We start from the raw sequence: 26,102 nt of genomic DNA on the forward strand, positions 1-26,102 counted from the left end.
CCTCGGGGCGTCGCGAATCTCTCAGGCTCCACGACAGAGGGGGAGTTCCCACGGCACTGCTGTGCTCTGCCGCGAACGCGGCGCGAGTCCAGCACTGCGACGAAATGGAGAACTCATGTCCGAGACCCCGACGACCAGCCCCGAAGCCCGCTACTCGCCCCTGCACGAGGTGCACGTCGCCGCTGGCGCGTCCTTCACCGACTTCGCCGGATGGCAGATGCCGGTCCGCTACTCCGGCGATCTCGCCGAGCACCACGCCGTGCGCACCGCCGCCGGCCTCTTCGACCTCTCGCACATGGCCGAGATCCTCGTCGTCGGCCCCGAGGCGGTCGACGCCCTCGACTACGCGCTGGCGAGCGACATCTCGGCCGTCGCCGCCGGCCGCGCGAAGTACACCCTCCTCCTGGAGCGCACGGGCGGCGTGATCGACGACCTCGTCGTCTACCGCACGGGCGAGGACCGCTTCATGGTCGTCGCGAACGCGGCCAACCGGCACGTCGTCGTCGAGACGCTCCGCGACCGCACCGCGATGTTCGAGTGCGAGCTGTTCGACGAGAGCGACGACGTCGCCCTCATCGCGCTGCAGGGACCGCGCGCGCTCGAGATCCTGCAGAACGTCCAGGGCCTCGCCGTCGAGACCGAGCGGGGAGCGGAGTCCGTGCTCGACACGGACGCCGCCGCCCGCCTCCTCGCGGAGCTGCGCTACTACCGCGCCGTGCCCGCGACCTTCGAGGCGCACCCGATCCTGATCGCGCGCACCGGGTACACAGGCGAGGACGGCTTCGAGATCTACGTCTCGCCCGACTCCGCTCCCGCGCTCTGGCAGGCTCTCGCCGAGACCGGCGCCGGAGCGGGCCTCGTCCCCGCCGGCCTCGCCGCCCGCGACACCCTCCGCCTCGAGGCGGGCATGCCGCTCTACGGCCACGAGCTCTCCCGCGACGTCTTCCCCGCACAGGCCGGCCTCGGCCGCGTCGTCGCCTTAGGGAAGCCGATCGACTTCGTCGGCCGCGCGGCCAGCGAGGAGGGTCCCTCCGGAGAAGCTCCTGTGCTCGTCGGGCTCGTCGGCGAGGGCCGCCGCGCCGCCCGCGCCGACTACACCGTCCTCTCCGGCGACGACGAGGTCGGAGTGGTCACCAGCGGCGTCCTCTCGCCGACCCTGGGCGTCCCGATCGCGATGGCCTACGTCGCCCCCGCCTCCGCGCAGCCCGGGACGGCGCTCGCCGTCGACATCCGCGGCACGCGCCTCCCGATGACCGTCACCGAGCTCCCCTTCTACTCGAGAAAGAAGAACTGACATGGCCGTGCCCACCGAGCTGCAGTACACCTCCGACCACGAGTGGATCCGGGTCGACGGAGAGGTCGCGACCGTCGGCATCACCGCCTACGCCGCCGACAAGCTGGGCGACGTCGTCTTCGTCGAGCTCCCCGAGGCGGGAGCCCGCGTCGAGGGCGGCAGCGTCGTCGGCGAGATCGAGTCGACCAAGTCGGTGGGCGAGCTGTTCGCCCCCGTCGACGGCGAGGTCCTCGAGGCCAACACGGCCGTCGTCGACAGCCCCGAGCTCGTCAACTCCGACCCGTTCGGCGGGGGGTGGCTGATCCGGGTCCGCTTCGACGCCCTGCCCGACGGCCTCCTCGACTCGGCCGCCTACACCGAGCTGGTCGGCGAGTAGATGGCGGCCACCAGGACCCCCGGCGCCTTCGAGTCCCGCCACATCGGGACCGACGCCGACGCGCAGCGCACCATGCTCGCGGCTCTCGGCTACGACTCCGTGGAGGAGCTCGTCACCGCCGCCGTCCCCGAGTCGATCCACGTCCGCGACCTCCCGCAGGTGCTGCCCGCTCCGGCCACCGAGACGGAGGCGCTCGCCGAGCTGCGCGCCCTCGCCGCGAGGAACACGGTGCGTCGGCCGATGATCGGCCTCGGCTACTACGGCACGCACACCCCCGCCGTGATCAAGCGCAACGTGCTCGAGAACCCCAGCTGGTACACGGCCTACACCCCGTACCAGCCCGAGATCTCGCAGGGGCGCCTGGAGGCGCTGATCAACTTCCAGACGATGGTCTCCGACCTCACCGGCCTCGACACGGCCGGCGCGTCGATGCTCGACGAGGGCACGGCCGTCGTCGAGGCGATGCTGCTCGCGCGCCGCGCCTCGAAGGCGCGCACCGACGTCTTCGTCGTCGACTCCGACGCTCTCCCGCAGACCCTCGCGCTGCTGCGCGGCCGCGCGGAGGCCGTCGGCATCCGCATCGTCGAGCTCCCGCTCTCGCGCACCGCCGCGGAGGAGGTGCCGGAGTGCTTCGGCGCCCTCGTGCAGTACCCCGGCGCGTCCGGGCACCTCTGGGACCCGTCGGCGGTGCTCGCCGCGGCGAAGGCCCACGGAGGCCTGGCGGTCGTCGCCGCCGACCTGCTCGCGCTGACCCTGGTGCGCTCGCCGGGCGAGCTCGGCGCGGACGTCGCCGTCGGCACCACGCAGCGCTTCGGTGTCCCGCTGGGCTTCGGAGGACCGCACGCCGGCTACCTCGCCGTCCGCAAGGGACTCGAGCGCCAGCTGCCCGGCCGCCTCGTCGGCGTCAGCCAGGACGCGGACGGCCACCCCGCCTACCGCCTGTCCCTCCAGGCCCGCGAGCAGCACATCCGCCGCGAGAAGGCGACCTCGAACATCTGCACCGCGCAGGTCCTCCTGGCCGTCATGGCGGCGATGTACGCGGTCTACCACGGGCCGGACGGGCTCGCCGCGATCGCCGAGCGCGTGCACGGCCGGGCCGCGCTCCTCGCGCGCCTCCTCCTCGACCGGGGCCACTCCCTCCGGCACGCCGACTTCTTCGACACCGTCTCGGTCGTCGTGCCCGGCGGTGCGGAGGCGGCGGTCGCCCGCGCCCGCGAGGCCGGCTTCGACGTGCGCCTGGTCGACGCCGACACGGTCTCGGTGTCGATCGACGAGACGGTCACCGACCTCGAGGTGATCGCCGTCGCGTCCGCCGTCGGGCAGCTGGACTCGTCGTTCGGCTTCCTCGGCGGCTCCGCGCGGAGCATCCCCGCCGAGCTCGACCGCCGCACGCCCTTCCTCGTGCACCCGGTCTTCAGCAGCCACCACAGCGAGACCTCGATGATGCGCTACCTCAAGCGCCTCGCCGACTCGGACTACGCGCTGGACCGCGGCATGATCCCGCTCGGCTCCTGCACCATGAAGCTCAACGCCGCCACCGAGATGGAGGCGGTCAGCTGGCCCCAGTTCGCGGACCTGCACCCGTTCGCCCCCGAGGCGGACGTGCAGGGCTCCCTGGCGCTGATCGACCAGCTGGAGGGGTGGCTCGCCCACCTCACCGGCTACGACTCCGTGTCGCTCCAGCCCAACGCCGGCTCGCAGGGCGAGCTCGCGGGCCTGCTGGCGATCCGCGGCTGGCACCGGTCGAACGGCGACGAGGACCGCACGGTCTGCCTGATCCCCTCGAGCGCCCACGGCACCAACGCCGCGAGCGCGGTCCTCGCCGGCATGCGCGTCGTCGTCGTGGCCTGCGACGAGCTCGGCAACGTCGACCTGGACGACCTCCGGGCGAAGATCGCCGAGCACGCGGGCTCCCTCGCCGCGCTGATGATCACCTACCCGTCGACCCACGGCGTCTACGAGCACGAGGTCGCCGAGATCTGCCGCCTCGTCCACGAGGCCGGCGGACAGGTGTACGTGGACGGCGCGAACCTCAACGCGCTTCTGGGCTTCGCCCGCTTCGGAGACTTCGGCGGCGACGTCTCGCACCTCAACCTGCACAAGACGTTCTGCATCCCGCACGGCGGAGGCGGTCCCGGCGTCGGTCCCGTCGCCGCGAAGGCGCACCTCGCGCCGTTCCTGCCCGGTCACCCGCTCGCGCAGCGGCTCGAGCACGGCGTGGGCACGCAGGGCGAGCGGATCGTCCACGGCGGCGCACCGGTGTCGGCAGCGCCCTACGGCAGCCCCGGCATCCTGCCGATCTCGTGGGCATACGCCCGGATGATGGGCGAGGAGGGCCTGCGGGCCGCGACCGGGGCGGCCGTCCTCTCGGCCAACTACGTCGCCGCGCGCCTCCGCGAGCACTACCCGGTGCTCTACACGGGGGACAACGGGCTCGTCGCCCACGAGTGCATCCTCGACATCCGTCCGCTGACGGCGGCGACCGGAGTGACCGTGGACGACGTCGCCAAGCGCCTCGTCGACTACGGCTTCCACGCCCCGACCATGAGCTTCCCCGTCGCCGGGACCCTGATGGTCGAGCCGACGGAGAGCGAGGACCTCGTAGAGATCGACCGCTTCATCGACGCGATGATCGGGATCCGGGCGGAGGCCGACCGCGTCGGCGCGGGGGAGTGGCCGGTGGACGACAACCCGCTGCGCGGCGCCCCGCACACCGCCGAGTGCCTGACGGCCGAGGAGTGGACGCACCCCTACAGCCGCGAGCAGGCCGTCTACCCGGTCCGCTCGCTGGTGCGCGGCAAGTACTGGCCGCCGGTCCGCCGGATCGATCAGGCCTACGGCGACCGCAACCTCGTCTGCGCCTGCCCGCCCATCGAGGCCTTCGCCTGATCCGCCCGCACGCGCTCGTCCGCAACCGAGGGTGAGAGAGCAGGAACGGAGCCTCGAGCCCGTCCTGTCATCTCCCACCCTCGGCTGCGGACACCGTCGGTCCCGCACAGGCGCGGAGTGGGGCGCAGTTCTCCCGATCCGGGGGGAACGGCGCACGGCGACTCCGATGCACGAGGGAGCCCGACCGTGTGGAACGCGTGGTGGAGGTGCCGGCAGGGCTCGACGGAGTCGCGACGAGCGAGCAGCTCCACCGTGCGGGCGTCACGCCGCGGCAGTGGAGAGCCGCGGCGCGGTCCTGCGGCTCCTCAAATGCGATCGGTCCGTCGTCACGGCCGCGGAGCCGGCGGCGCGAACAGCTCGGGCCAGAGGGCGACGGCCAGCGGGTAGCCGACGAACGAGACGATGTCGATGATCGAGTGGGCGATCACCAGGGGCAGGGTGCGTCCGAAGCGCTGGTAGAACAGTCCGAACACCAGGCCCATGACCACGTTCCCGATGAAGGGCCCGATGCCCTGGTACAGGTGGTAGCTGCCCCGGAGCAGCGCACTGGTCACCAGGATCCGCCACCGCCCCCAGCCCAGATCGCCCAGGCGGGCGAAGAGGTACCCGATCACGACGACCTCCTCCTGCACTCCCGCCCGGATCGCGGAGAGCACGAGCACCGGCACCGTCCACCAGTACGCGTCCAGCGGCGAGGCCACCACCGCCACGGTGATGCCCAGCGCGCGTCCGAGGGCGTACAGCGCGATGCCCGGCGCGCCGATCGCCACCGCGAGGACGGTCCCGGTCCCCAGGTCCGCGAACGGCCGGCGCAGGTCGAGCCCCAGGCGCCCGAGCGGACGGCCCGAGCTCTGCCAGAGCAGGAACGCGCAGAGGGCCACCGGCACCAGGTCGAAGAAGAGCGCGAGCAGCTGGTAGACGAGGTCGAAGCCCGGGCGGTCGCTGAGGGCGCCGTTGATCGTCGCGGTCTGGTCGGCCAGTGCGGTCGAGCGGGTGAGCCGGTTGGCGATGGAGACCACCGAGTAGACCGCGGAGGCGCCCAGCGAGAGCCCGAGGACCAGCAGGATCTCGATGCGGATCCGGCGCCGTCCGGGCGCGGATCCTGACAGGTCGGTGGACACTCCGTGCGTCTCCTCTGAAGTCGATGTGTTGCGCGACGGCCGCCCGGTACGCACGTTTCGTGCAGAACAGCGCAAGGATTCCACCTCCCGGTTACCGCTGTGTAACGGTTGCCACATGCTTTTGTGCAGATAGCGGGCGAATACATAGTCTCGTTGAAGGCATCCGCGCGACGGCCACCAGTCTCGTGCGCCGCCGCCGTCGCCACGCGCACGGCACTCCACGCGTCAGGGAAACCACTTCTCGCGCGCCCCCACATCACTGGAGGAATAGTGAACATCAGACGTTACGGATTCGGGGCTCTGGCGCTCGTCGCCGCGAGCACGCTGGTCCTGGCCGGCTGCAGCAGCTCGAACGACTCGGGCGGAGGTGCATCGGGAGGCGACGCCGCCGCGATCATCTCCACCAACGGCTCCGAGCCGCAGAACCCGCTGATCCCGACGAACACCAACGAGGTGGGCGGCGGCAAGATCCTCGACGAGATCTTCGCGGGCCTGGTCTACTACGACGCCAAGGGCGCCCCCGAGAACGACGTCGCCGAGTCCATCGAGTCGGACGACGCGCAGAACTACACGATCACAATCAAGTCGGGCCTGACCTTCACGAACGGCGACCCGGTCACCTCCAGCTCGTTCATCGACGCCTGGAACTACGGCGCCAAGCTGTCGAACAACCAGCTCAGCGCGTCGTTCTTCTCGAACTTCGAGGGCTTCAGCGACACCGAGGACAGCGAGCTCACCGGCCTCAAGGCCGTGGACGACACCACCTTCACCGTCGCGCTCAAGTCCCCGCAGTCGGACTTCCCGATCAGCCTCGGCTACTCGGCGTACTACCCGCTGCCCGCCGCCGCGTTCGACGACATGGCCGCCTTCGGTGAGAACCCGATCGGCAACGGCCCGTACAAGCTCGACGGCGACGACGCGTGGCAGCACGACGTCCAGATCGAGCTCGTCAAGAACGACGAGTACACCGGCCCCCGCGAGGCCCAGAACGGCGGCCTGAAGATCGTCTTCTACGCCACCCAGGACGCCTCCTACGCCGACCTCCTCGGCGGCAACGTCGACGTGATCGACCAGATCCCGGACTCCGCCTTCGGCACCTTCGAGAGCGACCTCGGCGACCGCGCCGTGAACCAGCCCTCGGCCGTGTTCCAGTCCTTCACCATCCCGGGCCGTCTCCCGCACTTCGACGGCGAGGAGGGCCAGCTCCGCCGCCAGGCGATCTCGATGTCCTTCGACCGCAAGGAGATCACCGACGTGATCTTCGAGGGCACCCGCACCCCGGCCTCCGACTTCACCTCCCCGGTGATCGACGGCTACAGCGACGCCCTCTCCGGCGCCGACGTGCTCGAGTACAACCCCGACGAGGCCAAGGCGCTGTGGGCTCAGGCCGACGCGATCAGCCCCTGGGACGGCACCTTCAAGATCGCCTACAACGCCGACGGCGGCCACCAGGGCTGGGTCGACGCGGTGACCAACTCGATCAAGAACACGTTGGGCATCGACGCCGAGGGCGACGCGTACCCGACCTTCGCCGAGGCGCGCACCAAGATCGTCAACCGCTCGATCGAGACCGCGTTCCGGACCGGATGGCAGGCCGACTACCCGAGCCTCTACAACTTCCTCGGACCGCTCTACGTGACCGGCGCCTCGTCCAACGACGGCGACTACTCGAACCCCGAGTTCGACACCCTGCTCCAGCAGGGCCTGTCGGACGCCGACGCCGACGCTGCGAACAAGACGTTCCAGCAGGCCCAGGAGATCCTCCTGAAGGACCTCCCGTCGCTGCCCCTGTGGTACGCGAACGTGACCGGCGGCTACGGCGAGGGCGTGTCGAACGTCGAGTTCGGCTGGAACTCGGTGCCGCTCTACTACGAGATCACCAAGAACTAAGCTCGAACCACTGGGGCGCTTCGCCCGTGCCGTCGGCCACCAGGTCACGGCACGGGCGGAGCGCCCTGTTTCGGTCACAATCGAATGAGGTCCCCATCCATGCGACTCCGGAACCGGCTGGGCTGACATGCTCGCCTACATCGTCCGACGCATCCTGCAAGCCGTCCCCGTGCTCATCGGCACCACGTTCCTCATCTACTTCATGGTCTTCTCCATGCCGGGGAACCCGCTCCTGTCGCTCTTCGGCGACAAGACGCCGAGCCCCGCACTCCTCGCCCGCCTCGAGGAGCAGTACCACCTGAACGAGCCCTTCTTCGTCCAGTACCTGTACTACCTGGGAGGCGTCGTCCGCGGCGACTTCGGCATCTCGTTCTCCGGCCAGTCCGTCAACGAGATCCTCGCCCGCACCTTCCCGGTCACCCTGACGCTCGCCATGATGGCGATCGTCATCGAGATCGTCGTCGCGCTGACCATCGGCCTCGTCAGCGGTCTGCGCAAGGGCAGCTTCTTCGACGCGAGCGCGCTGGTCGTCAGCCTCCTGCTCGTGTCGGTGCCGATCTTCGTGCTCTGCTTCATCGCGCAGTCCTTCTTCGCGATCCAGCTGGGATGGTTCCCTCCGACCGTCGGAGCCGACGCGTCGTTCCAGAGGCTGCTGCTGCCCGCGATCGTGCTCGCCCTGTTCGTGGTCGCCTCGGCCATCCGCCTCACGCGCGGCTCGGTCATCGAGACGGCCGGCTCGGACTTCGTCCGCACCGCGTACAGCAAGGGGCTCTCGCGACGCCGCGTCATCCCCGTGCACGTCCTGCGCAACTCGCTCATCCCGGTCACGACGCAGTTCGGAGCCGACTTCGGCCTCCTGATCGTCGGCGCGACCGTGACCGAGGGCATCTTCAACGTTCCCGGAGTCGGGAACACGCTCTATCAGGCGATCATCCGAGGTGAGCGGCCGACCGTCGTCTCCTTCGTCACGGTCATGGTGCTGTTCTACCTCGTGGTGAACATCCTCGTCGACCTGCTCTACGCCGTACTCGACCCGAGGATCCGCTATGCCAAATGAGTCCACCGGCGGCGCGCAGAAGGCCCGCCGCATCGACCACTTCGTGGCCCCGCTCGAGGAGACGCCGATCGCGTCGGTCGACGCCGTCAGCCTCGACGAGAAGCCCAGCAACCTCTGGACCGACGCGTGGCGCGACCTGCGCAAGCGGCCCATGTTCTGGATCTCGGGCGTCCTGATCCTCGTCATCATCGCCGTCGCGCTGTTCCCGGGCCTGTTCACCTCGGTGGACCCCCGCCAGTGCGCGCTCTCGTTCAGCAACCAGGGCCCCGGCGACGGCAGCCTGCTCGGCTACACCAAGCAGGGGTGCGACGTCTTCTCGCGGATCATCCACGGCACGTCCACGTCGCTGACCGTCGGCCTCATCGTGATCGTGATCACGACGGTCTCCGGCGTCATCGGCGGCGCTCTGGCCGGCTTCTTCGGCGGCTGGGTCGACACCGTGATCATGCGCCTCGGCGACATCTTCTTCTCGATCCCCTACATCCTCGCCGCGGTCGTCATCATGTCCGTCTTCTCGGCCTACCGGAACGTGTTCGTCATCGCCCTGGCGATCGGCGCGTTCGCCTGGCCGACGACGGCGCGCGTCCTGCGCTCCGAGGTCCTCCGCGTGAAGCAGGCCGACTTCGTCGGCGCCGCCACCGCGACCGGCCTCTCCCGCATGGCGATCCTGTTCCGGCACGTGCTGCCGAACTCGATCGCTCCCGTCATCGTCGTCACGACGATCTCGCTCGGCGCGGCCATCACCGCGGAGGCGACGCTGTCGTTCCTCGGCGTCGGCCTTCCCGGCTCGGTCATGTCGTGGGGCAACGACATCAGCCAGGCCCAGCGCGATCTGCGCACCAACCCGCAGACGCTAATCTACCCGTCGATCGCCCTGACGGTCACGGTGCTGAGCTTCATCCTCCTCGGCGAATCGCTCCGCGACGCGCTCGACCCGAAGGCGAGGGCCCTCCGATGACCGCCACGACACCGAACGCACCGCACGGGCCGCTGCTCGAGGTCACCGACCTCGAGGTCGGCTTCCAGACCGGCAGCGGACTGGTCCCCGCCCTCCGCGGCGTGAGCCTCACGATCGAGCACGGCCAGACCGTCGCGATCGTGGGGGAGTCGGGCTCCGGCAAGTCGACGACCGCCGCCGCGATCATCGGCCTGCTCCCCGGCACCGGCCAGGTCACCGCCGGCTCCGTGCTGTTCGACGGCAAGGACCTCGCGAAGGCGACGAGGACCGAGCTCGAGGACATCCGCGGCCGCCGGATCGGCTACGTCCCGCAGGACCCGATGTCGAACCTGAACCCCGTCTGGTCGGTCGGCTTCCAGGTCGAGGAGACCATCAAGGCCAACGGCCTCGCGACCGGTCGCAAGGAGGTGCGCGCCAAGGCGATCGAGGTCCTGCAGAACGCGGGCCTCGCCGACGCGGAGAAGCGCCTCAAGCAGTTCCCGCACCAGTTCTCGGGCGGCATGCGCCAGCGCGTGCTGATCGGCATCGGCCTGGCCGCGGCTCCCCAGCTGCTGATCGCCGACGAGCCCACCTCGGCGCTCGACGTCACAGTCCAGCGCCGGATCCTCGACCACCTCGAGACGCTGACGAAGACCGACGGCACCGCGCTGCTCTTCATCACGCACGACCTGGGCCTCGCCGCCGAGCGCGCCGAGAAGCTCATCGTCATGTACAAGGGCCGCATCGTCGAGTCCGGCGCCTCGGTGGAGGTGCTGCAGAACCCGCAGCACCCCTATACGCAGCGCCTGATCGCGGCGGCGCCCAGCCTCGCGTCGCGCCGCATCCAGTCGACGGCCGGCCGGGCCGTGGAGTCGGTCTCCGGCGAGTCGGAGGCCGTGCGCGAGGTCGACCTGGTCGGCGCGGGCGCCGCGCACCACGCCGGCGCGGTCGCCTCGGGCGCCCCGATGATCGAGGTCGACGGCCTCACGAAGGTCTTCAAGATCCGCCGCGGCGGCCTGAAGGCCGAGGACTTCACCGCCGTCGACAACGTGTCGTTCTCGATCCCGAAGGGCACCACCACGGCGCTCGTGGGCGAGTCCGGATCGGGCAAGTCGACGATCGCCCGCCTGGTGCTGGGCCTCGAGACGGCGACGTCCGGAGCGATCTCGATCGCCGGTCGCCGGACCGAGAAGCTCAAGGGCCGCGACATGCTGGCGCTCCGGCGCTCCATGCAGCCGGTGTTCCAGGACCCGTACGGCTCGCTCGACCCGCTGCACAACATCGGCAACACCATCTCGGAGCCGCTGCGAGTGCACAAGGTCGGCGACCGGACGTCGCAGCGCGAGCGCGTCCTCGAGCTGCTCGACCAGGTGTCCCTCCCGCGCGTGATCGCGAGCCGGTACCCGAACGAGCTCTCCGGCGGCCAGCGCCAGCGCGTGGCGATCGCCCGCGCGCTCGCGCTGAAGCCGGAGATCGTGGTGCTCGACGAGGCCGTGTCGGCTCTGGACGTCCTCGTCCAGGCGCAGATCCTCCGCCTCCTCGCCGACCTGCAGGCCGAGCTCGGGCTGACCTACCTGTTCATCACGCACGACCTGGCGGTGGTCCGCGTGATCGCCGACGACGTCTGCGTGATGCAGAAGGGCAGGATCGTCGAGCACGCCCCGACGGACACCGTGTTCGACTCGCCGCAGCAGGAGTACACCCGCGAGCTGCTCGACGCCATCCCCGGCGCCGGCATCGAGTTCGCGGTCTGACCGACCGTCACCAGGGCCCCGGCCCCGCCTGGAGCGCTCCTCGGAGCCCTCCAGAGCGGGGATCCGGGGCCCTTCGCCGTGCGGACGCCTCGCTGCGGTACGATGGATGGTCCCCCTTTTGCACGAGAACACGAGACGAGTCCGTATCCATGGCAAGTGCCACCCGCTCCGACCTGCGCAACGTCGCGATCGTCGCCCACGTCGACCATGGCAAGACCACGCTGGTCGACGCCATGCTCAAGCAGACGAACTCCTTCGACGCGCACGCCCACGTGGACGAGCGCGCGATGGACTCCAACGAGCTCGAGCGCGAGAAGGGCATCACGATCCTCGCGAAGAACACCGCTGTCTCGTACAGCGGCAAGCACGCGAGCGACGGTCCCATCACCATCAACGTCATCGACACCCCGGGCCACGCCGACTTCGGCGGCGAGGTCGAGCGCGGCCTGTCGATGGTCGACGGCGTCTGCCTCCTCGTCGACGCGTCCGAGGGCCCGCTGCCCCAGACCCGCTTCGTGCTGCGCAAGGCGCTCGAGGCGAAGCTCCCCGTCATCCTCCTGGTCAACAAGACCGACCGCCCCGACGCGCGCATCGACGAGGTCGTCGCCGAGAGCCAGGACCTGCTCCTCGGCCTCGCCTCCGACATGGCCGACGACGTGCCGGACCTCGACCTCGACGCGATCCTCGACGTCCCCGTGGTCTACGCCTCCGGCAAGGCCGGCCGCGCCTCGGCGAACAAGCCCGAGGACGGCACGCTGCCGGACGCCGAGGACCTGGAGCCGCTGTTCGAGGCGATCCTCAAGCACATCCCCGCGCCGACCTACGACGACGACGCGCCCCTCCAGGCCCACGTCACCAACCTCGACGCGTCGCCGTTCCTCGGCCGCCTCGCCCTCCTCCGCGTCTTCAACGGCACGATCAAGAAGGGGCAGACGGTCGCCTGGGTCCACCACGACGGCACCCACACCAACGCGCGCATCACCGAGCTGCTGATCACCAAGGCGCTCGACCGCTACCCGGCCGAGTCCGCGGGCCCCGGCGACATCGTCGCGATCGCGGGCTTCCCCGAGATCACCATCGGCGAGACCATCGCCGACCCCGAGGACATCCGCCCGCTGCCGGCCATCACGGTCGACGACCCGGCGATCTCGATGACGATCGGCACCAACACCTCGCCGCTCGTCGGCAAGGTGAAGGGCCACAAGCTCACGGCGCGCATGGTCAAGGACCGCCTCGACCGCGAGCTCATCGGAAACGTGTCGCTCAAGATCGTCGACATCGGACGCCCCGACTCGTGGGAGGTCCAGGGCCGCGGCGAGCTCGCGCTGGCCATCCTCGTCGAGCAGATGCGCCGCGAGGGTTACGAGCTGACCGTCGGCAAGCCCCAGGTGGTCACCCGCCAGGTCGACGGCAAGACGCACGAGCCCTTCGAGCACCTGACGATCGACGCTCCGGAGGAGTACCTCGGCGCGATCACGCAGCTCCTCGCCGCCCGCAAGGGCCGCATGGACGGCATGTCGAACCACGGCACCGGCTGGGTCCGCATGGAGTTCATCGTCCCGTCGCGCGGCCTGATCGGCTTCCGCACCGAGTTCCTCACCACCACCCGCGGCACCGGCATCGCGAACGCGATCCTGCACGGCTACGAGCCGTGGGCCGGCGCGATCGTCACCCGCAACAACGGGTCGATCGTCGCGGACCGCAACGGCGTCGTGACCCCGTTCGCCATCATCGCGCTCCAGGAGCGGATGACCTTCTTCGTGAACCCCACCGAGGAGGTCTACGAGGGCATGGTGATCGGCGAGAACTCGCGCAACGACGACATGGACGTCAACATCACCAAGGAAAAGAAGCTGACCAACATGCGTCAGTCCACCTCCGACACCTTCGAGTCGATGACGCCGTCGCGTCAGCTGACGCTCGAGGAGTGCCTCGAGTTCGCCCGCGAGGACGAGTGCGTCGAGGTCACCCCCGAGGTCGTCCGCATCCGCAAGGTGGAGCTCGATGCGAACGCCCGCGCGCGCATGACGAGCCGCCTCAAGAAGCAGGGCTGAGCCCCGGGCGCCTCGGCGCCCGCCCACGACGAGACCGGCCGGAGCGATGCTCCGGCCGGTCTCGTCGTCTCCGCCCGGTGCTGCAGCGTGCAGCGCCGATCCCGTCCCTCGCGGTCCGGATCAGCCCGCCGGACTCGGAGAGGGAGAGGGGGTCGAGGACTCCGCCTCGAGCGTCGAGGTGACGAAGGAGACGAACGCCGCCGCGTCGTCCGGCTTCCCCGTGTACTGCTCGCCGTTCACCAGCACGGTGGGCGTCGACTCGAGCTTCGGCAGCGAGGAGTTAGCGAGGGGGAGCGAGGTGGCCCGCTCGGTCGCGGCCTTCACCCAGGGCCGGAACTCGCCCGCGGTCATGCAGGCGAGGACGTCGTCGTCGGTGACGCCCGCTCCGGTCACCAGCGCCCGCAGAGCGTCGTCGTCGAGGCCCGTCGTCCCCTCCGCCGGCTGCTGCGCGAAGAGCGCCGCGTTCACGGCGAGGAAGCGGTCCGGATCCTCGTCGGCGACGCACGCGGCGGCGTTCGCGGCCCGGCTGGAGTACTCGGAGCCGGCCGAGGAGGAGTCGAGGATCGCCACCGGGTGGATCTCGAGCGTGATCGCCCCCTTCGTCAGCCACGACTGCAGCTGCTCGGCGTTCGCCTTCTCGAACTGCCCGCAGTACGGGCAGAGGTAGTCGACGTAGAGGTCGACGGCGACGACTCCGCCCGCACGAGTGGCGCTCTCATCGGTCGGGACGGGGGATGCTCCCGGAGCGATCGCCGCGCTCGTCGTCGCCGTCACGGCCGGGCCGTCGCCCGCGAGGACGATGCCGTCGCTGAGCATGTTCGCCGGGCCGGCGCTCGCGACCTCCTGCTGCGACCAGACGTTCCAGCAGACCAGGGCCACGACCGCGAGGAGCCCGACGACCGCTCCGCCCTGCCCGAGCAGCCGGTTCCGGCGCCGCCGGCGCCTCTCGGCTTCGCGGCGCTCCCGCGCCTGCGCTCGGGCGAGCTCCTGGCGCTCGCGCTTGGTCAGGCCGCTTCTCGCACTGTTCCCGGACATCGCCGACGACGCTACGGGCGGAGGCTTCGGCGCGCCGTGGAGTGAGCCCGCCGGATCCTGGGACGGAGTGCGGGTCCTCTCAGGGATCAGGCGAAGAGGCCGGAGCCGAGGAAGTCGGTCTCGTCGCGAGCACCGGGCGGCACCGCGAACACGGCCGAGCCGACGTGCTTCACGTACTCGTTCAGTGCGTCCGTCGCGAGGTTCCGCTGCACGGTGACGAACTGCTCCGGGGAGCGCTGGAACGAGAGGAAGAACAGCCCCGCGTTCAGGCGTCCGAGCTCGTCGTTGCCGTCGACGAAGTTGTAGCCGCGGCGCAGGAGCCGCACTCCGTTGTTCACGCTCGGATGCGCGAGGCGCACGTGCGACTCCTGATCGATCAGCGGGGCACCGGTGGCGCCGGCCGCTGCGAAGTCCGGCTCGGTGGACTCCGTGCCGCCCGAGAGCGGCGCTCCGGACCCCTTGCTGCGGCCGATGACCCGCTCCTGCTCGCCCAGCTGGCTGCGGTCCCACGTCTCGATGATCATCCGGATCTTCCGCGCGACCAGGTAGCTGCCGCCGACCATCCACGCGGGGCCGTCGGAGGAGGGGACCCAGACGTGCTCCTGGACGGCGTCGGCCTCCTCGGACTTCACGTTCGCCGTGCCGTCCTTGAAGCCGAAGAGGTTGCGCGGAGTCGCCTGGGCGGTGGACGTCGAGGAGGTGCGGCCGAAGCCGAGCTGAGACCAGCGGAGCGAGGCCCGGCCGAACGCGATCCGGCTCAGGTTGCGGATGGCGTGCACGGCGACCTGCGGATCGTCGGCGCAGGCCTGGATGCACAGGTCGCCGCCGCCGGCCGAGGGGACGAGCGCGTCGCCGCGGAAGCGGGGCAGGGCCTGCAGCTCAGGAGGCCGGCGGTCGGCGAGGCCGAAGCGGTCGGCGCCGGACTCGTCCGTGAAGAGGGTGGGTCCGAAGCCGACCGTGACGGTGAGGGACGCGGCGTCGAGCCCGAGCGCCTCTCCGGTGTCCTCCGGGGGAGCCGTGTCCGGCCCGTCCACCGCGCCGTTCTCGCCGACCTCGAGGCCCTGGGTCATCCGGGAGGCGGCGAGCGTCCAGTCCTTCAGGAGCTCGACGAGGTCCTCGCGCGTGGTGCCCGCGGCGAGGTCGAACGCGGCGAAGTGCAGCCGGTCCTGCGCGGCGGTGGTGATGCCCGCCTGGTTCGCGCCGAAGAACGGCACGGTACGCGGGTCGGAGGAGGCCGTCGCGCTCGCGGTCGATGTGACGGCCACCGTGCCGCCCACTCCGGCGGCCAGCCCGGCCGTCCCCGCCGAGACGAGGCCGAGCAGCCCGCGCCGCGAGAGGCGGCGGGGTTCGTCGGCGGGCTGCTCGGACTCCGTCGGCCGGGCTCCCTCGTGCTGCTCGGCGTCCACTATGCGGTCGGCTCCTCGACGCCCAGCACCGTGTGGGTCAGCTGCGAGAGCGGCTCGGAGAGAGCGTTGACCGCGTCCGAGAGCTCCTTCTTCTGCTCCGCGGTGAGAGTGGAGTACGCGGCGAAGCCGGAGTCGATCGAGCCGTACTGCGCGAGCAGAGCGTCGAGCTCGGAGAACCGCTGCGTGATCCGTCCGGTGAGGTCGGCGCCCTCGTCGCCGCTGGCGGTCGCGATCGGCTCGACATTGCCGAACGCCACCTCCGCGCCCTGGACGTTCGCGGCGAAGTCGGTGAGGTCGGTGCTCGACCACCAGTCCTCCTCGCCCGTGATCTTGCCGGCCGCGACCTCGTCGAGCAGGCCGATGGCGCCGTTCGAGATGTCGCCCACCGACACGGTGAAGCCGGGCGCGTTCACGAGGTCGGCCAGGCTCTGCACGTCGTCGACGAGGCCCTGGCCGAACTGCGCGCGCTGCTCGGGGGTGGAGGGCGCCCAGTCGAGGAGCGCGCTCGTGCCGTCGGAGTTGAGCGCACCCTCCGCGGGGGCCCACAGGTCCTTCTCGATGCGGTGGAAGCCGGTCCAGTCCAGGCCCTCGGCGACGGCGTCGACCTCGCGGTAGTCGATGCGCGGGTCGAGGTCGCCGAACGCCTCCGCGGTCGGCTCGATCCGCTCGTAGAAGACGCGGGTCGACGCGAAGAGGCCGCGCGCCTTCTCGTCGTCGCCGGCCTCGTAGGCCTGCGCGAACTCGGCCACCGCGGGGAGCAGCTCGCCCACCTGCGACTTCACGTACGCCACGTAGTTGGTGACCGCCGCCTCCGTCGCCGCCTTCTCGTCCGCCGACTGAGCGGTGGCCTCACCGGTCACGGTGAACTCGCTCAGCCCGACCGGGGCGCCGACCTGCTGGAACTTGCAGGCGGTGTAGTAGGTGCCCGGCTCGAGCTGAGCGACGTAGGAGACGCTCTGGCCCGGGGTCACGTTCTCCTTCTCGCCCACGATCCGCAGCTTGTCCTCGGCCAGGATCTCGAACTCGTTGACGTCCGAGCCGCCGTTGGTCAGTGAGAACGTCACCGCTCCCGCCTCGGCGGTCGCCGTCGACACCTCGCAGGCGTCGTCCCTCATCGCGACGTCGAGCGCGACGGAGGAGGAGGACGCGGGGGTGTTCGGCACGCAGCCCGTGAGGATCAGCGCCAGGGCGCCGGCGCCGGCGAGGCCGAGGGTGACGCGGGGGAGGGTGGGACGAGCGCGCGAGGACATGCTTCTCCTGAATCGGGGCGAGTGCGCCGGCGGTGCCGGAGCGGGTCAGACGGAGGTGGGAGCGGGAGCGGCGACCGGGGCCGCGCTGCCCCGTCGCGGACCGCGCAGGCGGACCTGGCGGACGAACAGGGCACCGACGACGACGAGGTAGAGCAGCCAGGCGGCGAACTGCAGAGCGGTCGGCTCGGGCGTGTAGTTGAAGAGGCCGCCGACCACGGCGGTCACGGGCGGCGGGAGGATCGGGCCGAGCGAGAACAGCGGGGTGCCCCAGCCGGGCAGGAGCGACGCCTCCTGCAGGTCGCCGACGCCGTAGGAGAGGACGCCGGCCGCGACGAGGATGAGGAAGCCGCCCGTCCAGGTGAAGAAGCGCCCGAGGTCGATCCGGACGAAGCCCCGGAAGATCAGGTACGCGATGACGACCGAGCTGAGGATGCCCAGCAGCGCGCCGACCGTGCCGACCCACGCACTGGATCCCGATCCCGCACTGCTCGAGGACACGCTCGCCCAGACGAAGAGGGCCGTCTCGATGCCCTCGCGCCCGACGCTGATGAAGCCGAGGACCACGATGCCGAGGGCCGAACCCGCGACGGCGCCGTCGAGCCGGGACTCGAGGTCGCCCTTCATGCTGCGGGCGTTCGCGCCCATCCAGAAGATCATCCAGGTGACCAGGCCGACCGCGAGGATCGAGAGGCCGCCGCCGATGAGCTCCTGAGCCTGGAACGACAGGGTCGAGGGGCCCCAGGTGAGGATCGCACCGGTGACGAGTGAGATCGCGATCGCGGCGGCGATACCGGTCCAGAGCCGCGGCAGCACGTCGCGCCGGCCGAGCTTGGTCAGGTAGGCCACGAGGATGCCGACGACGAGGCCGGCTTCGAGGCCTTCGCGGAGGCCGATGAGGTAGTTTGCGAGCACGCGTGTTCTCTTGGTCGATGGTGGACGAGGAGGGGGCGACTCCCGCCCCGAGTCGATCCGGTCGGCGGGGCTCCGTTGTTCGGTAAGCCTTGCCTAACCCGGGTCGACTGTAGTCCGCTGCCCGGTCGCTGTCCAGAAGCACCCGCAGCGGAGGACGCGCAGGACGAGAGGCGGAGAGTGGACGCGGGCCGGGACGCAGCAGCGGAGCGGGTGGTGGCGGTGCACGCCCACCCCGACGACGAGACGATCACCATGGGCGGGACCCTGGCGCGGCTGGTGGCGCAGGGCGCCTCCGTCACCGTCGTCACCGCCACGCGGGGCGAGTGCGGCGAGGTCATCCCCGAGGACCTCGCTCCGCTCGAGGGCTCGGCCGAGCTGGCCGCGCACCGGACGACCGAGCTCGTCGTCGCCCTGACGGCCCTCGGCGTCGCCGACCACCGCTTCCTCGGCGAGGGGGGCGCCCGCGCACCCGGCCTCGCTCCGCGCGTCTACCGGGACTCCGGCATGCAGTGGGGGCCCGGCCGCGTCCCGGTGCCGCTCGAGCCGGTGCATCCCGCGTCCTTCACCGCCGCGCCCGAGGACGAGGAGGTGGCGGATCTCGTCGCCGTCCTCCGGCAGGTCGACGCGGGCGTCGTGCTGTCCTACGACGCGGGCGGCGGCTACGGCCACCCGGACCACGTCCGTACCGCCCGGGTCGCCGAGCGCGCCGCCGAGCGCCTGGGCCTGCGCTTCCTCGCCGTCCTCCCCGACGCGGCCCCGCCCCTCCCCGGGGACGTCGTGATCGAGCTGTCCGCCGAGGACCACGCCCGCAAGCGCGCGGCCCTCGAGGCGCACGCGACGCAGCTGGTGGTCGAGGGCGACGAGGCCCGGCTCTCGAGCGGTCCGCCGTTCCCCATCGGCCGCATCGAGCGCTTCCGCCCGGTCGCGCAGGCGGGGCGTCCGGCGCCGCTGCCGGAGGAGCGTCCGACGCTGGGATCGCGCGTGCTGTCGGGCGTCGCCGGAGTCCTGGTCGGCGCGGTGGTCGGAGCGATCACGACCGTCGCCCATCAGAGCACCGTGTCGGTCGGCGGTGTCGTCCTCCCGGTCGGCCTCGCCGCCTCCCTCGCCGGCGTGCTGCTGCTCCTGCTCGGGCTGCGCCTCGTGCTCATCGACCGGTTCGTCGCGTTCTGCACCGCGATGGGCCTGCTCGGGATGATCGGGCTGCTCGCCCTGCGCAGCACCGGCGGATCCGTCCTCGTCCCGGCGAACGGCCTCGGCGTGGCCTGGACCTTCCTCCCCGCCCTCATCGCCCTCGTCGTGATCGCCTGGCCGCGGCTGCGGGCGGCCGCTCCCGCCGCCGCCCCGCGGCCGGCGGACGCCGACGCCCCGTCGGCCCCCGTACGATAGACACACTGTTCGAAGGGACCTGGAGCACCGTGACCTACGTGATCGCACTTCCGTGCGTCGATGTCAAAGACCGCGCCTGCATCGACGAGTGCCCGGTCGACTGCATCTACGAAGGCGAGCGCTCGCTCTACATCCACCCGGACGAGTGCGTGGACTGCGGTGCCTGCGAGCCGGTCTGCCCCGTCGAGGCGATCTACTACGAGGACGACCTCCCCGAGGAGTGGTCCGACTACTACAAGGCCAACGTCGAGTTCTTCGACGAGATCGGCTCCCCGGGTGGAGCCGCCAAGGTCGGCGTGATCGCGAAGGACCACCCGGTCATCGCGGCGCTGCCTCCGCAGGGCCACTGAGGCCGCTCCCGTGGCCCTCGGCGCGCTGCCCGACTACCCCTGGGACCTGATGGCGCCCTTCGCCCGCACGGCGGCGGAGCACCCCGGCGGGATCGTCGACCTGTCGATCGGCTCGCCGGTGGATTCGACGCCCGCCCCGATCCGCGACGCGCTCGCCCGCGCGACGGACTCGCACGCGTACCCCACGACCGTGGGCACCCCCGCTCTGCGCGAGGCGATCGCCGCCTGGTACGCGCGGCGGCGCGGAGTCGAGGGCCTCGGGATCGACGAGGTCCTGCCGACGATCGGCTCCAAGGAGCTCGTCGCCTGGCTGCCCTTCCTCCTCGGACTCGGGGAGGGGGACGTGGTCGTGCATCCGCGCGCCGCCTACCCGACGTACGCGATGGGCGCGGCGATCGCCGGCGCCGAGGCGCTCGCCTCCGACGACCCGGCCGAATGGCCCGCGACGACCCGCCTGGTCTGGCTCAACTCTCCCGGCAACCCCGATGGCGCCGTGCTCGACGTGCCCGCCCTGCAGCGCGCCGTCGCGCGTGCCCGTGAGCTGGGGGCCGTGATCGCGGGGGACGAGTGCTACGCCGAGCTCGGCTGGGACGGCCGCTGGGCCGACGAGCCGATCCCGAGCGTCCTCGACCCGCGCGTGGTGGGGGAGGACCGCACCGGGGTCCTCGGCGTCTACTCGCTGAGCAAGCAGTCGAACCTCGCCGGCTACCGCGCCGCCTTCGTCGCCGGGGACGCGGCCCTGATCGCGCGCCTGGTGACCGTCCGCAAGCACGCGGGCATGATCGTGCCCGGTCCGCTGCAGGAGGCGATGATCGTCGCCCTCGCCGACGACGAGCACGTCGCCGCGCAGAAGGAGCGCTACCGTTCCCGCCGCGACCGCCTCCGGCCCGCCCTCGAGTCCGCGGGCTTCCGGATCGACCGCAGCGAGGCCGGCCTCTACCTGTGGGCGACCGAGGGCCGCGCGGCCTGGGAGTCCATCGACCGGCTCGCCCGCCTCGGCGTCCTCGCGGGCCCCGGCGTCTTCTACGGGGAGGGCTTCCCCGAGCACGTGCGCCTCTCGCTGACGGCCTCCGACGAGCGGATCGACGCGGCCGTCGAGCGCCTGTCCGGCGGCCTCTGAGGCGTTCGACCCGGCCGATCCTGGCGGGTTCCGACAAGGCCCCGGCCCCAGCGCTGGGCGATGTCACAGTGCCCCCGCTTTGCCCATAGGCTGTATGTGGTTCGGTCGACGGCGCCTCGCGAGGCCCCGGCTGCACCACGATCCAGACCCGGCGCCGCCCGCTCCGCGCGAGCGCTTCCGGGGTGCGACCGCGACGACCTGGGAGGCGTTGTGACCGAATCCGGCACGCAGAGCGACGGAACCGCGACGGTGGGCTCCACGGAGCCCGCGACCGGGAGCGCCACGACGCCGCCTCCCGCGCCGGCGGAGCAGGAGCTCCCCGAGAAGGTCACGCTCACCTTCGGCGACCGCACCGCGGACTTCCCGGTCCTGCGCAGCGTCGACGGCTCCTCGAGCATCGACTTCTCGACCCTGTCGAAGCAGACCGGCTTCATGTCGCTCGACTACGGCTTCGTGAACACGGCGGCGACCAAGTCGCAGATCACCTACATCGACGGCGACCAGGGGATCCTCCGCTACCGCGGCTACCCGATCGAGGAGGTGGCCACCAACGCGACCTACCTCGAGGTGGCCTGGCTCCTCATCTACGGCGAGCTGCCGACGGCCGACGAGCTCGCGGGCTTCGACGAGCGCATCCGCCGCCACACGCTCCTCCACGAGGACCTCAAGCGCTTCTTCGACGCGCTCCCGCACAGCGCGCACCCCATGTCGGTGCTCTCGGCCGGAGTCTCGGCCCTGTCGACGTACTACGAGGACAGCTCCAACCCGAAGGATCCGGAGGCGGTGGAGCTCACCACGATCCGCCTCCTGGCGAAGCTGCCCGTGATGGCGGCGTACGCCCACAAGAAGGCGATCGGCCAGGCGTTCCTCTACCCGGACAACTCGCTGAGCTTCGTCGACAACTTCCTCCGCCTCAACTTCGGCACGATGGCCGAGCAGTACCAGGTCGACCCGGTGCTCTCGAAGGCGCTCGACCGCCTCCTGATCCTCCACGAGGACCACGAGCAGAACGCGTCGACGTCGACCGTCCGCCTCGTCGGCTCCACCGAGGCGAACCTCTACGCCTCCGTCTCGGCCGGCATCAACGCCCTGTTCGGCCCTCTGCACGGCGGAGCGAACGAGGCGGTGCTCACCATGCTCGGCCGGATCCGCGAGTCGGGCGAGAGCGTGTCGACGTTCGTCGAGCGGGTGAAGAACAAGGAGGAGGGCGTGCGCCTGATGGGCTTCGGCCACCGGGTGTACAAGAACTACGACCCGCGCGCGAAGCTGGTCAAGGAGAGCGCCTCCGAGGTCCTGCAGGCCCTCGGCGTGAAGGACCCGCTGCTCGACATCGCGATGGAGCTCGAGGCCCTCGCTCTCGAGGACGACTACTTCAAGGAGCGGCGCCTCTACCCGAACGTCGACTTCTACACGGGCGTCATCTACAAGGCGATGGGCTTCCCGACCCGGATGTTCACCGTGCTCTTCGCGATCGGCCGCCTGCCCGGCTGGATCGCCCACTGGCGCGAGATGAACACCGACAAGCAGACCAAGATCGGCCGCCCGCAGCAGCTCTACATGGGCTCGCCCGAGCGCCACTGGCCGACCGACCGCTGACCGGTCCCCGAGAGCCCGTCCCCGCCGGGGGCGGGCTCTCGCTGTGCAGCGCACCCGCCTCTCGTCAGCCGTCCGAGGCTCGAACCTCTTCTTCGAGGCGGGACGCAGAGCGGCGTGGTCGCCGCGGACTCGATCAGCACGGGTCGTCCCGGGGCGCCGCATGCGGGACCAGCGGCGCCGGACGCCCGCCCTCAGGCGTGCAGGGCGGCGTTCAGCTCGATGCCGGCGCCGGTGCGGGGGAGGACCTCGACGGCCCCGGTGAGGGAGTTGCGGCGGAAGAGCAGGTTCGGCACGCCCGAGAGCTGCACGGCCTTCACGGTCTGCGGGGCGCCGTCGGCGCGCGGCGCTCCGCCGACCACGACGACCTTGGTGCCAGCGGTCACGTAGAGGCCGGCCTCGACGACGGTGTCGTCGCCGAGGGAGATGCCGATGCCCGAGTTCGCACCCAGCAGCGCCCGCGCGCCGATCGAGACGCGCTGCACTCCTCCGCCCGAGAGGGTGCCCATGATGGACGCGCCTCCGCCGATGTCCGAGCCGTCGCCGACCACGACGCCCTGCGAGATGCGCCCCTCGACCATCGAGCTGCCGAGAGTCCCGGCGTTGAAGTTGACGAAGCCCTCGTGCATCACCGTCGTGCCGGGTGCCAGATGCGCCCCGAGGCGGACACGCGAGGTGTCCGCGATGCGCACCTTCGCCGGGGTGACGTAGTCGGTCAGCCGCGGGAACTTGTCGATCCCGGTGGCCTGGATGCCGTGGCGCCGGAGCGAGGGGCGCAGGCGGGTGAACGACTCCGGCGAGACCGGACCGGCGTTCGTCCACACCACGTTCGGCAGGTGGGCGAAGACGCCGTCGAGGTTCACCTCGTTCGGGCGGACCAGGAGGTGCGAGAGCAGGTGCAGCCGCAGGTAGGCGTCGGACGTGGAGGCGGGCGGCGCCTGCACGTCGATCTGCAGCGTGACCACGTCGATGCGGACCTCGCGGCGCGGATCCTCGCCGGCCTGCTCCTCGAACTCCGCCGGCACGATCCAGGGGTCGCGGCCGGCCGGGATGGTGCCGAGGCGCGGCTCCGGGAACCAGGTGTCGAGGACGGTGCCGTCGGCGGCCACGGTGGCGAGCCCGTATCCCCAGGCGGAGGCGGGCGCGGAGGAGTCTGCGGAGTGCTCGAGGGTCATGCCGATCAGGGTAGCGCGGAGCGTCCGGCCGCTACCCTGGGGCGCATGGCCGATCCGACCACCGCCCCTCCGCTCGATCTGCGCACCGATCCGGTCGCCCTGACGCGGATCCTCTGCGACATCCCGTCCGTCTCGGGCGACGAGCTCGAGATCGCGGACGCGGTGCAGTGGGCGCTCGAGCAGTACGACCACCTCGAGGTCATCCGCGACGGCCACACCGTCGTGGCGCGGACGAACCTCGGCCTCGCCCAGCGCGTCGTGATCGCCGGGCACCTCGACACGGTGCCGGTCAACGGCAACCTGCCCGTCGTCGCCGAGACGATCGACGGCGTCGAGCACCTGGTCGGCCGCGGGACCGTCGACATGAAGGCCGGAGTGGCGGTGCAGCTCGTCCTCGCCGCCGAGCTCTCCGATCCGGCCGTCGACATCACCTGGATGTGGTACGACAACGAGGAGGTCGCAGCGGACCTCAACGGCCTCGGCCGCCTCTCCCGGCACCGCCCCGACCTCTTCTCCGCCGACTTCGCGGTGCTCGGCGAGCCGACGAGCGGAGCAGTGGAGGGCGGCTGCAACGGGACGCTCCGGGTCGACGTGGTCACCCGAGGAGTCCGCGCCCACTCCGCCCGCAGCTGGGTCGGCGAGAACGCGATCCACGCGGCGGCGCCGATCCTCGACCGCCTCGCCGCCTACGTACCGCGCGAGGTCGAGGTCGAGGGCCTCGTGTACCGCGAGGGCGTCAACGCCGTGCGCGTCACCGGCGGGGTCGCGGGCAACGTGATCCCGGACCTCTGCACGGTGCAGGTCAACTACCGCTTCGCCCCCGACCGGTCCGGGGAGGAGGCGCTCGCCCACCTCGAGGAGCTCTTCGAGGGGTTCGAGGTGACGGTGGACGATCTGGCCGAGGGCGCCCGCCCGGGGCTGGACGCACCTCTGGCCCAGGCCTTCCTCGCGGCCGTCGGAGCCGAGGCGAAGCCCAAGTACGGCTGGACCGACGTCGCGCGGTTCTCCGCCATGGGCATCCCGGCTGTCAACTACGGACCGGGCGACCCGCTCCGGGCCCACGCCGACGACGAGCGCGTGGCGGTGCGCGAGATCACCGAGTGCGCCGAGGGCCTCCGCCGCTGGCTGACCGCGTCCTCGTGAGCGCGAGCGCCACGGCCGTCCCCGTCCGCCTCCGCCTGCGCCTGGTCCCGTGGTGGGCGCGGGTCCTCCTGGTGTACATCGCGACCCGCGTGGTCACGACGGTGATCCTGCTGCAGTTCGCCGCGCACCAGCTCGCGAACCCGTGGACCGGACCCTCCCCGTCCTACTCGGCCTTCGCGTCGATGTGGGACGGCCGCTGGTACGAGATCATCGCGGCCACCGGGTACCCCGGCTTCCTGCCGATCACGCAGGACGGCCACGTGGGGGAGAACGCCTGGGCCTTCATGCCGCTCTACCCGGGCGTCGTGAAGGCGCTGATGGCGCTCACCGGCCTCACCTGGGCTCCGGCCGCCGTGACCGTCTCCGTCCTGTGCGGAGCCGGAGCCTGCCTCGTCCTGTACCGCCTCTTCCGGCACTCCCTCGGCGAGTCGCAGTCGCTGACGGCGGTGCTGCTGTTCTGCGTGGCGCCGACCTCGCCGCTGATGCAGCTCGCCTACGCGGAGTCGATGGCGATGCTCCTGACCGCGGTCACGCTCCTCCTCCTGGTGCGGCGGCGCTGGCTCGCGGTCGTGCCCGTCGTGCTGCTGCTGGGCCTGACCCGGCCGAGCGGGCTCGCCTTCGCCGCCGCGCTCGGCCTGTACGTCGTCTACCGGTTCGTCCGGCGCCGCACGGAGCCGTTCCCTCGGTCGGAGTGGCTGCCGGCTGTGGGCCTGACGGCGTGGGGGCTCGTGGTCGGCTTCCTCTGGCCCGCCGTGGCGTGGGCCGTCACCGGGTCGATGACCGCGTACACCGACACCGAGCTGGCGTGGCGTGCGGTCTACATCGGCTACCAGGAGCTGCTCCCGCTGACCCCGTGGTTCCAGGGCGGCGCCTGGTGGGGCTCATGGTGGTTCGGTGCTCCGGCCGTCGGCGTCGTGCTGGTGGTGCTCCTGCTGGCGGCGTTCGTCGGGATCCTCGCCGCACCGTGGACACGGCGGCTCGATCTCTTCAGCCGGGCCTGGGTCGCCGGGTACGGCGTCTACCTGCTCGCGTTCTTCTTCCCGCAGTCGAGCACCTTCCGGCTGCTGGGCCCGATGTTCCCGCTCGTCGGAGCGCTGGCGGTGCCGCGCTCGCCGGTCTTCCGGGTCGCGCTGGTCCTGCTCGGGATCGGCGGCCAGATCGTCTGGATCTCGATCTGCTGGGCCGTCGCCGGATCGGACTGGACCCCGCCGTGATCGTGCCGAGCGCCCGCCCGGCGCGGTGCTCCTCCGGGGACTCCCGACTCCCGCACGGGTATGCTCGTCGGAATGTCTCCCCTCACGCCAGCCGGTGAGCCGCGACACGCGTCGCCCCTCCTCCGGCCGACTCGCCGGCGAGCCGC

At 71.3% G+C, this 26,102-nt stretch carries 20 protein-coding genes; 14 read left to right on the plus strand and 6 right to left on the minus strand.

What is annotated here, in order from left to right; all coding sequences use genetic code 11:
* Positions 1–115 precede the first annotated feature (115 nt).
* From gcvT to gcvP, 3 genes are read left to right on the plus strand one after another with little or no spacing between them, the layout of a single operon-like run.
* A complete protein-coding gene (gene gcvT / locus C5D09_RS01540) occupies positions 116–1,294 on the plus strand; it encodes a glycine cleavage system aminomethyltransferase GcvT (RefSeq protein ID WP_104268456.1) in 1,179 nt (392 codons plus the stop codon).
* 1 nt (position 1,295) lies between these two features.
* A complete protein-coding gene (gcvH, locus tag C5D09_RS01545) occupies positions 1,296–1,670 on the plus strand; it encodes a glycine cleavage system protein GcvH (protein ID WP_104268457.1) in 375 nt (124 codons plus the stop codon).
* Complete coding sequence (gene gcvP / locus C5D09_RS01550) at positions 1,671–4,559, plus strand: aminomethyl-transferring glycine dehydrogenase (protein ID WP_104268458.1); 2,889 nt, start codon at positions 1,671–1,673, stop codon at positions 4,557–4,559.
* Between the two features lie 326 nt (positions 4,560–4,885).
* Here the strand turns inward: gcvP and C5D09_RS01555 are convergent, their stop codons facing one another.
* A complete protein-coding gene (locus C5D09_RS01555) occupies positions 4,886–5,680 on the minus strand; it encodes a CPBP family intramembrane glutamic endopeptidase (RefSeq protein ID WP_258066877.1) in 795 nt (264 codons plus the stop codon).
* Positions 5,681–5,950: 270 nt separating this feature from the next.
* Here C5D09_RS01555 and C5D09_RS01560 point away from each other — a divergent pair, with 270 nt between their 5' ends.
* The 5 genes from C5D09_RS01560 to typA all read left to right on the plus strand — a co-directional run bounded on the left by C5D09_RS01560 (position 5,951) and on the right by typA (position 13,372).
* The gene (locus C5D09_RS01560; protein ID WP_104268460.1) at positions 5,951–7,570 is read left to right on the plus strand and encodes an ABC transporter substrate-binding protein; all 1,620 of its coding nucleotides are present in this window, start codon (positions 5,951–5,953) and stop codon (positions 7,568–7,570) included.
* 127 nt (positions 7,571–7,697) lie between these two features.
* Entirely contained in the window at positions 7,698–8,627 is a 930-nt protein-coding gene (locus tag C5D09_RS01565; protein WP_104268461.1) for an ABC transporter permease, read from the plus strand.
* Positions 8,617–9,585, plus strand: a complete 969-nt coding sequence (locus C5D09_RS01570) for an ABC transporter permease (RefSeq protein WP_104222976.1) — start codon at positions 8,617–8,619, stop codon at positions 9,583–9,585. The genes C5D09_RS01565 and C5D09_RS01570 overlap by 11 nt, the downstream gene beginning before the upstream one ends.
* Positions 9,582–11,318 (plus strand): ABC transporter ATP-binding protein, encoded by a 1,737-nt coding sequence (locus tag C5D09_RS01575; protein ID WP_104260189.1) that lies wholly within the window; start codon positions 9,582–9,584, stop codon positions 11,316–11,318. Before C5D09_RS01570 ends, C5D09_RS01575 begins: the two co-directional genes overlap by 4 nt.
* 149 nt (positions 11,319–11,467) lie before the next feature.
* Entirely contained in the window at positions 11,468–13,372 is a 1,905-nt protein-coding gene (gene typA, locus C5D09_RS01580; RefSeq protein WP_104222978.1) for a translational GTPase TypA, read from the plus strand.
* A gap of 120 nt (positions 13,373–13,492) precedes the next feature.
* On the opposite strand, the gene C5D09_RS01585 is transcribed toward typA, so the two are convergent.
* From C5D09_RS01585 to efeU, 4 genes are all read right to left on the minus strand, one after another.
* Positions 13,493–14,407 (minus strand): thioredoxin domain-containing protein, encoded by a 915-nt coding sequence (locus C5D09_RS01585; protein ID WP_104268462.1) that lies wholly within the window; start codon positions 14,405–14,407, stop codon positions 13,493–13,495.
* A gap of 86 nt (positions 14,408–14,493) precedes the next feature.
* The gene (gene efeB, locus C5D09_RS01590; protein ID WP_104268463.1) at positions 14,494–15,813 is read right to left on the minus strand and encodes an iron uptake transporter deferrochelatase/peroxidase subunit; all 1,320 of its coding nucleotides are present in this window, start codon (positions 15,811–15,813) and stop codon (positions 14,494–14,496) included.
* Complete coding sequence (gene efeO / locus C5D09_RS01595) at positions 15,813–17,063, minus strand: iron uptake system protein EfeO (RefSeq protein ID WP_104268464.1); 1,251 nt, start codon at positions 17,061–17,063, stop codon at positions 15,813–15,815. The genes efeB and efeO overlap by 1 nt, the downstream gene beginning before the upstream one ends.
* Before the next feature lie 45 nt (positions 17,064–17,108).
* The gene (gene efeU / locus C5D09_RS01600) at positions 17,109–17,975 is read right to left on the minus strand and encodes an iron uptake transporter permease EfeU (protein WP_104222982.1); all 867 of its coding nucleotides are present in this window, start codon (positions 17,973–17,975) and stop codon (positions 17,109–17,111) included.
* Positions 17,976–18,152: 177 nt separating this feature from the next.
* Here efeU and C5D09_RS01605 point away from each other — a divergent pair, with 177 nt between their 5' ends.
* From C5D09_RS01605 to C5D09_RS01620, 4 genes are all read left to right on the plus strand, one after another.
* On the plus strand, positions 18,153–19,361 hold the full coding sequence (locus C5D09_RS01605) for a PIG-L family deacetylase (protein ID WP_104309065.1): 1,209 nt from the start codon (positions 18,153–18,155) through the stop codon (positions 19,359–19,361).
* A 29-nt stretch (positions 19,362–19,390) separates the two neighbouring features.
* Positions 19,391–19,711: a ferredoxin gene (gene fdxA, locus C5D09_RS01610; protein WP_104268465.1), complete on the plus strand. Its 321-nt coding sequence runs from the start codon at positions 19,391–19,393 to the stop codon at positions 19,709–19,711.
* 10 nt (positions 19,712–19,721) lie between these two features.
* A complete protein-coding gene (gene dapC, locus C5D09_RS01615) occupies positions 19,722–20,831 on the plus strand; it encodes a succinyldiaminopimelate transaminase (protein ID WP_104268466.1) in 1,110 nt (369 codons plus the stop codon).
* 210 nt (positions 20,832–21,041) lie between these two features.
* Positions 21,042–22,427 (plus strand): citrate synthase, encoded by a 1,386-nt coding sequence (locus tag C5D09_RS01620; protein WP_258059270.1) that lies wholly within the window; start codon positions 21,042–21,044, stop codon positions 22,425–22,427.
* Between the two features lie 191 nt (positions 22,428–22,618).
* Here C5D09_RS01620 and dapD read toward each other — a convergent pair whose 3' ends face one another.
* Positions 22,619–23,599, minus strand: a complete 981-nt coding sequence (gene dapD, locus C5D09_RS01625) for a 2,3,4,5-tetrahydropyridine-2,6-dicarboxylate N-succinyltransferase (protein WP_104232738.1) — start codon at positions 23,597–23,599, stop codon at positions 22,619–22,621.
* Positions 23,600–23,644: 45 nt separating this feature from the next.
* Between dapD and dapE the strand changes: the two genes are divergently transcribed.
* Positions 23,645–24,742 (plus strand): succinyl-diaminopimelate desuccinylase, encoded by a 1,098-nt coding sequence (gene dapE, locus C5D09_RS01630; protein WP_104225552.1) that lies wholly within the window; start codon positions 23,645–23,647, stop codon positions 24,740–24,742.
* Positions 24,739–25,956 carry a hypothetical protein gene (locus C5D09_RS01635; RefSeq protein ID WP_258066879.1) on the plus strand — a complete coding sequence of 406 codons (1,218 nt, stop codon included), beginning with the start codon at positions 24,739–24,741 and terminating at the stop codon, positions 25,954–25,956. Before dapE ends, C5D09_RS01635 begins: the two co-directional genes overlap by 4 nt.
* Positions 25,957–26,102 lie beyond the last annotated feature (146 nt).

The sequence above is a fragment of the Rathayibacter sp. AY1C9 genome (assembly GCF_002932315.1).
Classification (GTDB): Bacteria; Actinomycetota; Actinomycetes; order Actinomycetales; family Microbacteriaceae; genus Rathayibacter.

What these genes read in the sequence shown, in the direction of transcription:
- gcvT (WP_104268456.1), top strand. Translation starts at nt 116, where the DNA reads ATGTCCGAGACCCCGACGACCAGCCCCGAAGCCCGCTACTCGCCCCTG.
- gcvH (WP_104268457.1), top strand. Translation starts at nt 1,296, where the DNA reads ATGGCCGTGCCCACCGAGCTGCAGTACACCTCCGACCACGAGTGGATC.
- gcvP (WP_104268458.1), top strand. Translation starts at nt 1,671, where the DNA reads ATGGCGGCCACCAGGACCCCCGGCGCCTTCGAGTCCCGCCACATCGGG.
- C5D09_RS01565 (WP_104268461.1), top strand. Translation starts at nt 7,698, where the DNA reads ATGCTCGCCTACATCGTCCGACGCATCCTGCAAGCCGTCCCCGTGCTC.
- C5D09_RS01570 (WP_104222976.1), top strand. Translation starts at nt 8,617, where the DNA reads ATGCCAAATGAGTCCACCGGCGGCGCGCAGAAGGCCCGCCGCATCGAC.
- C5D09_RS01575 (WP_104260189.1), top strand. Translation starts at nt 9,582, where the DNA reads ATGACCGCCACGACACCGAACGCACCGCACGGGCCGCTGCTCGAGGTC.
- typA (WP_104222978.1), top strand. Translation starts at nt 11,468, where the DNA reads ATGGCAAGTGCCACCCGCTCCGACCTGCGCAACGTCGCGATCGTCGCC.
- C5D09_RS01585 (WP_104268462.1), bottom strand. Translation starts at nt 14,407, where the DNA reads ATGTCCGGGAACAGTGCGAGAAGCGGCCTGACCAAGCGCGAGCGCCAG.
- efeO (WP_104268464.1), bottom strand. Translation starts at nt 17,063, where the DNA reads ATGTCCTCGCGCGCTCGTCCCACCCTCCCCCGCGTCACCCTCGGCCTC.
- dapD (WP_104232738.1), bottom strand. Translation starts at nt 23,599, where the DNA reads ATGACCCTCGAGCACTCCGCAGACTCCTCCGCGCCCGCCTCCGCCTGG.
- dapE (WP_104225552.1), top strand. Translation starts at nt 23,645, where the DNA reads ATGGCCGATCCGACCACCGCCCCTCCGCTCGATCTGCGCACCGATCCG.